Genomic DNA, 11,277 nt, shown 5'->3' with positions numbered 1-11,277 from the left:
GCACTCCATATCAATAGCTTTGATCTGTGGCAAGACCCCCATGTGGGCGTTGGCAGCAAGGTATCGTAGTTCAAGATTACTAAGGAGCTACCTTGGTTCACCGGCAATAGCTGAAATAGGGTGACTACGCGCCTAATATTATTTTTAAAACTCAGCCATTACTCCACTAACCCAGCTTACCCAAGGCGATCCATCGAATCCCATGACGCGTAAAACACTCAGCTTGAAGGTAAAACGTCCGGTAGACACCAGGCCCGCGGATAAAGCAGACGATCCAGTTTTGGATACCCCCGAAAAACGCTTTCTAAATGGCGTTGCGATTCATCCGTGCCCACACATTGGGCTGGAAGCCGGGTCCACCGAGCGCAGCGTGCGGGCGATGGATTTGATCACGCCCATCGGGATGGGCCAGCGTGGGTTGATTGTGGCACCCCCAGGCTCCGGCAAGACGACGCTGTTGAAACACATCTGCCAGGCCGTGGCCGAGGCGCACCCGGATATCAAACTGTATGCCTTGCTGATCGATGAGCGCCCGGAAGAAGTGACGGACTTCAAGCGCAGCGTGTCGGCAGAGGTTCACGCGTCGTCCTCAGACGAAAGCTACGCCCACCATGTGCAAATGGCCGATAAGCTCTTGGCAGCGGCGTGTAGGCAGGCGGGTGAAGGGCACGATGTCATGATCGTGATCGACTCATTAACGCGGCTTTCGCGCGTTCATAATGCCGAGCAGCGGGGCAATGGCCGTACCATGTCCGGCGGGCTGGATAGCCGGGCGATGGAGATACCGCGCAAGCTGTTTGGTGCGGCGCGAAAGATCGAAAACGGTGGGTCGCTGACCATTCTGGCCACCGTGCTGGTGGAGACGGGCAGCCGTATGGATCAGGTGATCTTCGAGGAGTTCAAGGGCACGGGCAATATGGAGATCGTGCTGTCACGCGACGTGGCCAATCAGCGGATCTTCCCGGCCATCGATATCGCCAGGAGCAGCACCCGCCGGGAAGAGCTTTTGATCGATGCCAAGGATATCGAAAAAGTACGCACACTGCGGCGCGCTTTGACCCAGCTCAAACCCGTCGAAGGCGCGCAGAAGCTTTATGAGCTATTGCAGAAATACCCGACCAATGCCGAGCTGCTGGACGTGTTCTCACCCGCTTGAAGATTGGAGTAAACGTTGATGGCTCAGCGTTTACTCCTGGGCGGCTGTGCTGGGGCCTGATCGCAAAAGCGGTCGTCGCGAAGCTCACCCTTGGATTCGTTCAAGGCGTGAGCTTCTGGCGTCGTGCTAGCGCTTGGCTTTTTTACCGTGGTTCAGGTGTGAAACGGGCACCGCTTTCTTGACCGGGAAGCCTTCAACTTCCCTGCGCTCGATGAGACTGTTCAGCCGCTTTTCAATGGCGCACAGGTTCTTGAAGTCGCTGATATCGACCAGGGAGATGGCTTCACCCGTGGCCCCCGCACGGCCGGTTCGGCCAATACGGTGGATGTACTCTTCTGCCGGAAAGGGTAAATCGTAGTTCACCACGCGGCTCAGCTCGCCAATATCCAGACCCCGCGCGGCCACTCCGGTGGCGACCAGATACTTGAGTTCACCAGATTTGAACTGACCCAACACCGTTTCGCGCATCGCCTGGCTTCGGCCGCCGTGGATGGAGTCCGCCTTGATGCCGCGCTTTTCGAGCTGGGCCACCAGCTTGGCCGCGCTGTGTTTTTTCTCGACGAAAATCAGCGCCTGATCCCACGCGTTATCGGTAATCAAGTGGCTCAACAGCGCCGACTTGGTGTCCTTATCGACCGTGATGAGCCACTGCTTGATGCTGGCAGCAGCACGCACGTTTGGGGTAATGGAGATGTCCGCTGCCAGCTCGGTCTTCTTGCTGTTGGAAAAGTCAGAGGCCAGCGCTCGAACCTCGTTGGTCATGGTGGCCGTGAACAGCAGGTTCTGACGCTTTTCTGGCAGGCGCACGAGGATCTTGTGAATGTCATCGACAAAGCCCATGTCGACCATTCGGTCCGCTTCGTCCAGCACCATGGCTTCGAGTTCATCGAAATGCACCGCCCGCTGATGCGCGAGATCCAGCAGCCTGCCTGGCGTGGCGACGAGAATATCGACCCCTTCGATCAGGCGCTCTTTTTGCGGCGCGGTATCCACGCCCCCGTACGCGGCCATGGAGGTCAGGGGCAAATGCCTGGCGTATTGCGCCACACTTGCCTCGACCTGAACGGCCAGCTCCCGGGTCGGCACCAGAATCAGCGCGCGAATGCGTTTGCCGCGCAGCTCGCCCGCCGTGCTGAAGCGTTCGAGCAGCGGCAGAACAAAGGCCGCGGTTTTGCCCGTGCCGGTCTGGGCGGTGGCGACCAGGTCCTTGCCCGAGAGAATGACAGGAATCGCTTGTTCCTGGATGGGCGTGGGCGTTGTGTAGCCGAGTTCGGTAATCGCTTGAACCAGAGGACTGGATAAGCCGAGTTTTGCAAAGGGCATGGGAAGCTCTGACGGTGTGTCGAAATGAAAATATGCCGCAGTATAACGCAGTGCTTGTAGCTCCGCTGATTTACCGCGTTGCGTGTGCTTGGCGCCTGCCCTTGCTGGTCCGCTCTAAATCCCAAGTGGAGGGGCCACAACGCCGTGCGCCATTATGAGATAATCGAGTAGCCGGGAATTGATTAAGCAATAGGCCAAGAGGAATAAATGAGCTGGTTTATCTTGTTTGTCGCGGGTCTTCTGGAAATCGGCTGGGCCATTGGGCTCAAGTACTCGCAGGGCTTCACGAAACTCTGGCCGACCGCCTGGACGATTTTTTCGCTGGTGGCGAGTTTTCTGTTGCTGGGCCTGGCGCTGAAAACCCTGCCCGTGGGTACCGCTTACGCGATATGGGTAGGGATCGGCGCCGTGGGAACGGCCATTTTAGGCATCGTGCTGTTTGGCGAATCCGTGGGCGTACTCAAATTGATGAGTTTAACGCTGATCGTTGCGGGGTTGGTTGGGCTCAAGCTTTCCCACGCGTGATGTGCGAGCCAGCTACTACCAGCCGCAGGTCTCCCGCACCGATTTTACCCTTTCCTCGATACCTTCGATGTTGAACTCAAGCTCGATGGGCGTACCGTCGACTGGGGTGGCGTTCAGGCGTAGCGTTTGCGCGCCGAACAGGCCTTGAATGAACGGAATGGCCTCGTCGTCTTGCCAGAAGCCCAGCGCATGGCCGTCATCGATCGGCTGCATGTCGATCGTTTGGGGGGCGGCGTCATCAAGCGCCACTGTAATGGCTTCGTACTCGTAGGTATTGCTTTCGTCCTGATCGAACAGGTCGAAGTAGGCAACGGTCGTGTCTTCGAAGCAACGAAACACGACTGTCGGCACAGCGAGCCCCACGGCGTGAGTCTCGAGTACGACGAAGTGTAAATCCAGCTCCTCGTCGTGGTGCTCTTCGGTTTGCCACTGCGAGCCGGTAGGGGCGCCCTGAGCCAGGGCCATGGTGGGTAGCAGGGTGAGTATGGCCAGAAGCCGCGTCTGGTTGGTCTTCATTCTTGATCCTCTGAGTGTTTTGCGTTCGGTGCGTACTCGAGTCTACTGCCCGCACCTGGCTACTAAAGAGTATTACATCTCAGGTAAGGGGCGGTAGCGCATTGAAACGCCTACTCACGCGGAGAATGCTTGCTCAACAAGTCCGTGCCGTCGCTGCTTTGAGCGATCTCCTGCTCCACTTTTTTCATCAGCTTTTCGTCCGGACGGGCGTCAAATACGCCATCGCGCTCGCCTTCGAGTACCTGCTGGGCGCGCGCTATGGCGTCACGTTTTTCGTTTGTCGTGGCAGTCTTGCCGGATTGCGTATCGTTCGGCTGAGGGTGAGCGAACTGGCGTTGTATCAATGCGCGCTCCAGCGCCGGGGTAAAGCTCAAGCGGTAGATCGGCTCCGGCAGGCTGAAGCCATGGTGTTCCAGGGCATGTTTGGTTTCACGAATGGCGATGCTGCGCGCCTTGCCGAAGTCGGTGGTGGACTGATCGACCCAGCCAAAAAACTCCAGCACGATGTTGGAATCGCCCACGTTCTTGATGACGCCCACGGCCTTGGGTTCGCTCAGCACGAACCCCAGAGCTTGAAGGGCGTCGATGGCTACCTTGATGGCGGCCAGCGGATCGTCGTTGGCATCCACCCCCAGCTCGAAGGCGAAGCGGCGCTCCGGGTTCTGGGTGTAGTTGAGGATGATGCCCTTGAACACATCAGCGTTGGGAATGCGCAGCTGGTTGCCTTCCAGGGTCATTAGAATAGTGGCCCGCGAGGTCAGGCGCACCACGATGCCTTCGCGGTCGTTGATGACCACGTGATCCCGCGCCTGAAACGGCTGGCGGATGCTGAGCATCAGAGACGCGATGTAGTTTTCGATGGTGTCCTTGACCGCAAAGCCGATGGCGATGCCGATCACCCCGGCGCCACCCAGCAGGGTGCCGATAACGGTTTCGGCGCCTATCAGACTCAAGGCCATGATCAGCCCGAGCACGATGAACACGACCTTGATGGTCTGGGCCAGAAGCTCCGCCACGAAGGAGTTGGGCGTGAGCCGCTGCCACAAGCGTTTGCGATTGGAGAGCCAGGCCCCGAACCAGGCAACCAGCCCGAATATCACAAACCCTACCAGCAACAGCGGAAGCGCCCTGAGCAGGCTCTGGCCGCGCGCCCGCAAACCCTGGTAGGCGGTCGTGACATTATCCTGAACATCGAGGGTCCGCTCGATGTGATCGCTCACCGTCACCACGTCGGTCAAGCGATTGGCCAGGCCGACGGCCTGCTGGGCCTTTCTGTCGTTGGCGGTTTCACCGGCCAGTGTCACCACTCCCTGGATAACGCTGACCTCGACCGCTCCCAACCCGTCGATCTCGGAGAAGATGCCGCTGATGCGCTGGCGAATCTCTTCATCCTTTTGCGGTGAAGGGGTAGTTTCGATCTGTGAGTTTTCAGGGCCTTCGCCTGGGTTGGTGGCAGGGGCCGCGTTGGCGCCCGGCGCACTCTGCTCAGCGGCGTCAACCGATCCACTCACAAGCATGCTCAGCAGCAAAAGCAGAGGGACCAGTATTTGGAGTGCTTTGCGTGCACTTGAAAGGGGTAAAGAAGCGGTCATGACCATCCTTGTCGGTTGACTGATACGCTGACGATGTGATGAAAATGGCTTGTCAGGCCCGGCTATCCAGTAGCGCAGCCCAGTAGCTCAGTGCCAATTTCAGTCTAGTGGGTTTTTCGTATCGGCGTCTTCTTGCCTATTATCAGCGCCACGGGTTCAGGGTTGATCGAGTAGTGAAAAATCATTTTCTGGATAATTATCCTGAACCGATTCTTGAGAACGGAATACAGCATCAGGATGCGCTACGGCTATACATGGCGTTTTAATAGTAGAGCCAACTCAAGCCCATCCATTAGACTGGGTAATCCTTAACGTTTGGCTTAACTAATGAACAAAATAGCATGGCTGCTGATCTTCCTTGCGACCCCGGCGCTGGCGGATGTTGATCTGGTAAAAGTAGATAAATCAGACAACCGGATGTATCTCCTGGACGGAGATGAAGTGGTTAGAGAATTTCACGTCGCACTGGGCGGAAGCCCGCAGGGGCACAAGGTTCAGGAGGGCGATCAGCGAACGCCCGAAGGCCAGTACATCCTCGATTATAAAAAAGAGGATTCCGTGGCTTATCGCTCCATGCACGTGAGTTATCCCAACGAAGCAGATACGGCTCATGCGGAAAGCCTCGGCGTTTCACCCGGTGGTTTTATCATGGTACATGGCCAATTTAACTGGTTAGGCTGGCTGGGACCCATTACCCAACGCTTTAACTGGACCAACGGCTGCATTGCACTTACCAACTCGGAAATGGACGAGTTCATGGAGCTGGTCAAGGTGGGAACGCCTATTCACATTGCGTGGTGACTCGCTATTTATTCGCGATACGCACCTTTTAGTCCAATCAGTTCGATATTCAAACGATAACGGTAGTGGAAGAGTCAAGATGATCACCGGCCTGAACCATATCACCCTCGCCGTGAGTGACCTGGAGCACTCGCTGCACTTTTACACCCAGGTGCTGGGGCTGGCGGGGCATGTGAAATGGGACAGCGGTGCGTACCTTTCTGCTGGCGACTTGTGGCTTTGCCTCTCCTGCGATGAACCAGGCCCAGGGACTGACTACACCCATATCGCCTTTGATGTAGCGCAAGCAGATTTTGATGCCTGTTGCGCTAGGCTGGAAGCTTTCGAGGTACCACAGTGGAAGGTGAACAAGAGCGAAGGGCCTTCGGTATATATACTCGACCCCGACGGTCATAAGCTGGAAATCCATGTGGGCGGTTTGCAGCGCCGGCTGGCAGCACTTGTGGAGAAGCCGTATAGCGGCCTTGTCTGGCTGTGATGATTTATCATTAAAGAAATTCTTTCGGGCTCCGATATATATACCTAAGTAGTACCATTTTCTTATCGTCGCCTAGAGCCCTTCCATGCCCAAAAAACTGATCTGTCTCGTTACTGCCTTGCTGCTGTCTTCAACGTCTTACGCCCAAACCAATGTTGAGGCGGCGGAAAAGGCGGCGCTGGCGTGGCTTGAAGCGATCGACAGCGGTGAGTTCGAGAAGGCGTGGGAAGAGGCTTCTCCCTTGTTGCAGCGGCCCCTTTCTGCCAGCATGCTGGAGCGCACGATTGGCCTGGCGCGGCGCGATTTTGGCGCGGTGGAGTCGCGCCGGCGTACGCGGGTCATCAGCCAGACTTCAATGCCCGGTGCCACGCGTGACGACTATAAAGAGTTCACCTTTCAAACGCGGTTTGCCAACAAGCCCCAGGTCACGGAAACCATTACGCCGCACTTTGAAGAGGGCGTCTGGAAGGTAAGCGGCTACTACGTGCAGTAAACCGCTACTCATCACGCGCTGTGGCCGCCCGGTCGTTTGCGCGGCCTTGTTACAGCAACATTCGTGAATCAGCCTCTGCTGCCGCGCCTGATTTTTCTGTGCCTGCCATCTTGCCCCCCGTAAATGCTTTCATCGCAGGTATAATGCTGCGCTAACTAGCCACGCCGTTCATCGTGCGCCGTAACGAAATACCGGCCAGTTCGATAAGCGGGTGTATGTGTTGACTGACTACTTGATGGGATAGAAAAGGGTGCCGGGAATGATCAATACCAAAATATATAAATCAGTTTATGAGCTGGCCGAAAAGTTGATGAAGGCGGCTGCCAAGGATGACAGGGCGACGTTTGAATCGCTTTATGCCGAGCTTGAGGCGATCTGCCTGGAAAACGAGAATACCGACAAGGATCATCCGGAGCAGTGGGAAACCCTGGCGGATTTTACCGAGGAGCTGGACGAGGCGCTGGTCATCTACGCCAAGGCCCTGGCAAAAGCTGAAGCCGTTGATTCGAAGGATCATCTATCGTCTATCGCCTTCTCCATGGCGACGCTGCAGGTTGAGCTAGGCCAGACTGATGAGGCGATCAAGAACCTCAAGAACGCCCAGATCAACGCCAGCAGGATCGAGGATAAAGAGCTCAAGGCTGAGATAGACGAGCTGTTGGAAACGCTGACCGCCAGTAAGTAACGCATCGTCAATATTTAAATATGTTAACAATGCCAGTAGGCTGTACCGGATGTATCCGGAATCAGGAGTAGGTTTTGACCAATAATGATATTTTTCGCCGCATTCGCTATACCTTTGATTTGAAAGAGAGCTCCATCGTCAAGATCTTTGCCTTGGCGGATATTGAGGTCACTCAGGCGCAGGTTACCGACTGGTTGAGAAAGGACGAAGACGAAGCGCTGGTCAAGATGAAGGATGTGGAGCTGGCGGCATTTCTCAATGGCTTTATCAGCCATAAGCGCGGCAAGCGTGAAGGCGAGCAGCCGGCGCCGGAAAAGAACCTGAATAACAACATGGTCTTTCAGAAGCTGAGAATTGCGCTGAACCTGAAGGCGGACGACATTTTACGTATTTTCGAGCTGGCGGGTTTCAACCTGAGCAGTCACGAGTTGAGTGCGTTTTTCCGTAAACCCAGCCATAAGAACTATCGCGAGTGCAAGGACCAGGTGCTGCGCAATTTCCTGATGGGTCTGCAATGCCAGTCGCGCCCGGGTCAGGATGAGGGACAGGCGTAATCAGGGCTCAACATTCACTCAGCCCTGCCTGTAGCAATCGCGTTTACCTCTTCACACAAACAAAAATGGCGTTCCCTGAGGCGGTGTCCCAGGGCGTTATTTTTGTATAGTCGTGTTCAAACGCGTGCACCTCGAAAAGTGGCTCCAGCAATGCGATGAGTTCTGCAAAGCTGACGGCCACCATGGGGTGTTCGTCGTTCCATGCTTGCACGCCGTCCACGTCGGTTTTCTCGATGCTGAGCTTGAGCGACTGCTGTTCGCCGTGCCCTGGGTAGTACCAGCCTGAACGGAAGGTGAACAGGTCGTTGCCTTGTGTAGCGGTGTGCTTGACGAACAGGGCATTATCGATCTTGCCTTTATCAACCGCGTTAAAGCAGAACACGCCACCCGGCGCCAAGGCACGATGCGCGCTGGACAGGCAGTCGTTGAGCTTTTCGATACCGGCATTGTAGTGAATCGAGTAGAGAAAGCAGGTAATCAGATCCTGAGATTCATCGACCTCAAAACTACCCATATCCTGAAGCATGAACGAGGCGTCCGGGCAGCGGGCGGCGGCAATATCCAGCATGGGCTGGTTGATATCCAGGCCACTGCTTGCATAGCCAAACTCGATAAAGCGGCGCACGTGGGGGCCGGTACCGCAGGCCAGGTCAAGATGCGTGTGCCCACCGTTGCCAAAGATCTGATGAAGCCTGCGAATGCCATCGCTCTGAGCCTGGTAGTCGATATCCACGCACATTAAATCGTAATAGCCAGAGAGGTCGGTATAGAGTGCGTTGACGGACATGAGGGCCTAATAGCAGGGGCTGGAGATAGGGTGGGGCATAGTAAACGAGTGGTCAGGGTTTGAGAAGCGCTTACCGATAGCAGTGCCGGCTCTCAGTACGGGCTGGCACTGCTGATAAGCTTAACGTTAGATATTGAGCACAAACTGCATACTGACGGCAATCCGGTTCCAGCTGTTGATCGCAAGTACTACCGAGGTCAGTGCGATCAAATCCTGTTCCCCAAAGGCCGCCAGCGCGCTCTGATAAATGGCATCGTCAACGTGGTGCTGGCTTATCAATGTAAGCGCTTCTGCCCAGCCAAGGGCGGTGCGTTCCCGTTCGCTGAAACAGGGTGCTTCTCGCCAGGCGGGAAGCACATCCAGGCGGGCCTGATATTCACCATCGTCACGCGCTTCCTGTGCATGCATATGCTGGCAAAAGCAGCATTGGTTGATTTGAGAAACGCGTAGTTTGACCAGATGAATGATGGCGGGAGTTACCGCACTGTCAGGCGCTACCGTTTCAAGCGCGGTCAAGTGTTCTGGAAGGCGCGGGTTGAGGCGGTAGACGTTCTGCCGAGATATGCGTGCTGGCATGGTGATGACCTCCGGGGTGAATGAGGTCATAGAGTAAAAAAGGTGCCATGCTACGCCTTGTAAATCTGCGACAGTTTGCGCTGCCGGTAGGCATTTGGCGTTTCAAGGGCAAGCGATTGAAAGGCGCGGGTAAAGTGGGCCTGGTCGTAGTAGCCGCAGTTCAGTGCGATATCTGCCAGGGGCTGAGTGGTTTCGATCAGGGCGTGGCGTGCGTGTTGAAGGCGGGCAAAGGCTACTAGCTGCCCTGGAGATGCGCCCACTTCGCGTTTGAGCTTGCGCTCCAGTGTGCGCCGGGTAAAGCCCAACTGGGCGCCTAGCTGCTGTGGCGATAGCTGTAACTTGCTGATGGTATCGGTGAGCAACGGCAAGCGGCTCTGAATGGCTGGCTGACGATCTAGCAGTCGCAATAACCAAGCTTCCAGTACGTTGATTCCCTGCACTGCATCAAGCGGGTAAAGCTGCTCGACGACGGGTATCAATCCCGCTATTTCAGCCGGTTGACTGCCGGTATTCAGCTCGTAATAGATGTCGGTAAAGGCTTCGGGTGATAAACCCAGTAGGCAATAGGTACCCGCCGCCTTGAAGCGCACACCCAGTCTAGGGGCAGGGTAATCAAGCGTTTCCAGCAGCGTGCGGCGGTTGAAGCAGAGCGTGATAACGGGCCGAGGGCTTTCCAGGCTAATGGTGAGGCTGGCCCCCGCGTCTGGGTAAAGCTTTTCGGTGCTGTACCGGCCACGCTGGTTGCCGCTCAAAGACCACAGACACTGCACCCAGGGTTGTAATCGCCTATCAGGGGAGCGCTGGCGAAAACTCAGCAACTGGGCGCTGTTCGGCAGAATCATATCGGCCATGGCATCAACCTGCATTGGGAATAAAGCGTTATCTTGCGCACCTCATTAAACATCAAATGCATTGCTAGCGTAACGCGTGCGTTATAACAAAGCTTGGCTATTCGTCTGCGCCCTTGCCTGCGTGGACTATGCTTAGCTAGGAGAGTTATCCAAGCCACAACATAATTGAAACGAAGGAACGATCATGGACGAACCCGTTTATTGGTATGCCGTCGCGACGGTGCTGCTGTTTGTGAAGATGTGGGCGACTGGCCTTTATCAGGGCTTTCACCGAATCACCAAAAAGACCTTTAAAACGCCGGAAGACGCGCGCATGGCGGGAACCGAACCTGCTCAGGAGGAGTTGCCCCAGGTACAGCAGGCCAGCAAGGCGTGGTCGAACGATCTTGAAAACATCCCCATCTTTCTGGGGTTGGGTGTCGCCTATGTGCTGGTGGGGGCATCATCCGGGCTTGCCGTATGGCTATTCATGATCTTTACCGCGGCGCGTTACTGCCATACGCTGTGCTACTTGGCAAAACTCCAGCCTTGGCGCACCGTTTCCTACGGCGTGGGGTTGCTGTGCATGATCGTCATGAGCATTCAGATCGTGCTGGCGCTGTCCTGATCAATCGGCGTTGCGTTCAATTTGGCGCGGCGCCATACGCTTGGCGAGCACTTTTCTTCCAACGCCCAGTGGCGCCTGAGCTGGCGCTCATCCCCAAAGCCGGTCTCTTCGGCAGCTCTGGCCACCGCCAGCCTCAGCGCCGCCATGTCTTCAAACCCCTCAAGCGGACGAATCAGTCCAAGCTCAGGATCAAACGGCCCATGGCTTTCAGGCGCTTCGTGGAAAATACGCACCACCGGTATGCCGCTGGCGTTCGCGGCATCGATCAGCAGCAAAGCGGTATGGGAAGGTGTCATGGAGGGCCTCGTGGGTCATGTGAGGCTCTAGCGTAAT

General features: G+C 56.1%; 15 protein-coding genes. 8 read left to right on the top strand and 7 right to left on the bottom strand.

Translation table 11 applies throughout. The features are described from left to right. Positions 1-202: 202 nt before the first annotated feature. Entirely contained in the window at positions 203-1,156 is a 954-nt protein-coding gene (gene rho, locus B0H98_RS12670; protein ID WP_106375430.1) for a transcription termination factor Rho, read from the top strand. Between the two features lie 126 nt (positions 1,157-1,282). Here rho and B0H98_RS12665 read toward each other — a convergent pair whose 3' ends face one another. Beyond that, positions 1,283-2,479: a DEAD/DEAH box helicase gene (locus B0H98_RS12665; protein ID WP_106375429.1), complete on the bottom strand. Its 1,197-nt coding sequence runs from the start codon at positions 2,477-2,479 to the stop codon at positions 1,283-1,285. Positions 2,480-2,686: 207 nt separating this feature from the next. On the opposite strand from B0H98_RS12665, the gene sugE reads away from it, so the two are divergent. After that, positions 2,687-3,004 carry a quaternary ammonium compound efflux SMR transporter SugE gene (sugE, locus tag B0H98_RS12660; RefSeq protein WP_106375428.1) on the top strand — a complete coding sequence of 106 codons (318 nt, stop codon included), beginning with the start codon at positions 2,687-2,689 and terminating at the stop codon, positions 3,002-3,004. 15 nt (positions 3,005-3,019) lie between these two features. Here sugE and B0H98_RS12655 read toward each other — a convergent pair whose 3' ends face one another. Beyond that, the gene (locus B0H98_RS12655; protein ID WP_106375427.1) at positions 3,020-3,520 is read right to left on the bottom strand and encodes a type VI secretion system-associated protein TagO; all 501 of its coding nucleotides are present in this window, start codon (positions 3,518-3,520) and stop codon (positions 3,020-3,022) included. Between the two features lie 110 nt (positions 3,521-3,630). Beyond that, a complete protein-coding gene (locus B0H98_RS12650; protein ID WP_208623616.1) occupies positions 3,631-5,031 on the bottom strand; it encodes a mechanosensitive ion channel family protein in 1,401 nt (466 codons plus the stop codon). Positions 5,032-5,439: 408 nt separating this feature from the next. Here B0H98_RS12650 and B0H98_RS12640 point away from each other — a divergent pair, with 408 nt between their 5' ends. The 5 genes from B0H98_RS12640 to B0H98_RS12620 all read left to right on the top strand — a co-directional run bounded on the left by B0H98_RS12640 (position 5,440) and on the right by B0H98_RS12620 (position 8,123). Next, positions 5,440-5,913, top strand: a complete 474-nt coding sequence (locus tag B0H98_RS12640) for a L,D-transpeptidase family protein (protein ID WP_106375425.1) — start codon at positions 5,440-5,442, stop codon at positions 5,911-5,913. Between the two features lie 79 nt (positions 5,914-5,992). Then, positions 5,993-6,391 (top strand): fosfomycin resistance glutathione transferase, encoded by a 399-nt coding sequence (fos, locus tag B0H98_RS12635; RefSeq protein WP_106375424.1) that lies wholly within the window; start codon positions 5,993-5,995, stop codon positions 6,389-6,391. 85 nt (positions 6,392-6,476) lie between these two features. Next, entirely contained in the window at positions 6,477-6,884 is a 408-nt protein-coding gene (locus tag B0H98_RS12630) for a DUF4019 domain-containing protein (protein WP_106375423.1), read from the top strand. A 259-nt stretch (positions 6,885-7,143) separates the two neighbouring features. Next, entirely contained in the window at positions 7,144-7,569 is a 426-nt protein-coding gene (locus B0H98_RS12625) for a Replicative DNA helicase (protein WP_106375422.1), read from the top strand. 74 nt (positions 7,570-7,643) lie between these two features. Continuing rightward, complete coding sequence (locus B0H98_RS12620) at positions 7,644-8,123, top strand: YehS family protein (RefSeq protein WP_106375421.1); 480 nt, start codon at positions 7,644-7,646, stop codon at positions 8,121-8,123. A gap of 43 nt (positions 8,124-8,166) precedes the next feature. On the opposite strand, the gene B0H98_RS12615 is transcribed toward B0H98_RS12620, so the two are convergent. From B0H98_RS12615 to B0H98_RS12605, 3 genes are all read right to left on the bottom strand, one after another. Further along, positions 8,167-8,910, bottom strand: coding sequence for a class I SAM-dependent DNA methyltransferase (locus B0H98_RS12615; protein ID WP_106375420.1), 744 nt, complete (start codon positions 8,908-8,910; stop codon positions 8,167-8,169). 126 nt (positions 8,911-9,036) lie between these two features. After that, positions 9,037-9,486 (bottom strand): carboxymuconolactone decarboxylase family protein, encoded by a 450-nt coding sequence (locus B0H98_RS12610; RefSeq protein WP_106375467.1) that lies wholly within the window; start codon positions 9,484-9,486, stop codon positions 9,037-9,039. 50 nt (positions 9,487-9,536) lie between these two features. Next, positions 9,537-10,337: a helix-turn-helix transcriptional regulator gene (locus tag B0H98_RS12605; RefSeq protein ID WP_106375466.1), complete on the bottom strand. Its 801-nt coding sequence runs from the start codon at positions 10,335-10,337 to the stop codon at positions 9,537-9,539. A gap of 184 nt (positions 10,338-10,521) precedes the next feature. On the opposite strand from B0H98_RS12605, the gene B0H98_RS12600 reads away from it, so the two are divergent. Further along, entirely contained in the window at positions 10,522-10,944 is a 423-nt protein-coding gene (locus B0H98_RS12600; RefSeq protein ID WP_106375419.1) for an MAPEG family protein, read from the top strand. On the opposite strand, the gene B0H98_RS17125 is transcribed toward B0H98_RS12600, so the two are convergent. Next, complete coding sequence (locus tag B0H98_RS17125) at positions 10,920-11,240, bottom strand: hypothetical protein (protein ID WP_106375418.1); 321 nt, start codon at positions 11,238-11,240, stop codon at positions 10,920-10,922. The two genes, B0H98_RS12600 and B0H98_RS17125, sit on opposite strands and share 25 nt — an antisense overlap. Positions 11,241-11,277 lie beyond the last annotated feature (37 nt).

It is taken from the genome of Vreelandella songnenensis, assembly GCF_003002925.1.
In the GTDB taxonomy this organism is placed as follows: domain Bacteria; phylum Pseudomonadota; class Gammaproteobacteria; order Pseudomonadales; family Halomonadaceae; genus Vreelandella; species Vreelandella songnenensis.
This window is presented reverse-complemented; position numbering and strand designations above follow the sequence as displayed.

Bases quoted from the DNA above. Each gene is read 5' to 3' on its own strand.
- B0H98_RS12605 (WP_106375466.1), bottom strand. From the start codon at position 10,337: ATGGCCGATATGATTCTGCCGAACAGCGCCCAGTTGCTGAGTTTTCGC.
- B0H98_RS12665 (WP_106375429.1), bottom strand. From the start codon at position 2,479: ATGCCCTTTGCAAAACTCGGCTTATCCAGTCCTCTGGTTCAAGCGATT.
- B0H98_RS12600 (WP_106375419.1), top strand. From the start codon at position 10,522: ATGGACGAACCCGTTTATTGGTATGCCGTCGCGACGGTGCTGCTGTTT.
- B0H98_RS12640 (WP_106375425.1), top strand. From the start codon at position 5,440: ATGAACAAAATAGCATGGCTGCTGATCTTCCTTGCGACCCCGGCGCTG.
- B0H98_RS12655 (WP_106375427.1), bottom strand. From the start codon at position 3,520: ATGAAGACCAACCAGACGCGGCTTCTGGCCATACTCACCCTGCTACCC.
- rho (WP_106375430.1), top strand. From the start codon at position 203: ATGACGCGTAAAACACTCAGCTTGAAGGTAAAACGTCCGGTAGACACC.
- B0H98_RS12615 (WP_106375420.1), bottom strand. From the start codon at position 8,910: ATGTCCGTCAACGCACTCTATACCGACCTCTCTGGCTATTACGATTTA.
- B0H98_RS17125 (WP_106375418.1), bottom strand. From the start codon at position 11,240: ATGACACCTTCCCATACCGCTTTGCTGCTGATCGATGCCGCGAACGCC.
- B0H98_RS12630 (WP_106375423.1), top strand. From the start codon at position 6,477: ATGCCCAAAAAACTGATCTGTCTCGTTACTGCCTTGCTGCTGTCTTCA.
- B0H98_RS12625 (WP_106375422.1), top strand. From the start codon at position 7,144: ATGATCAATACCAAAATATATAAATCAGTTTATGAGCTGGCCGAAAAG.
- sugE (WP_106375428.1), top strand. From the start codon at position 2,687: ATGAGCTGGTTTATCTTGTTTGTCGCGGGTCTTCTGGAAATCGGCTGG.
- fos (WP_106375424.1), top strand. From the start codon at position 5,993: ATGATCACCGGCCTGAACCATATCACCCTCGCCGTGAGTGACCTGGAG.
- B0H98_RS12610 (WP_106375467.1), bottom strand. From the start codon at position 9,486: ATGCCAGCACGCATATCTCGGCAGAACGTCTACCGCCTCAACCCGCGC.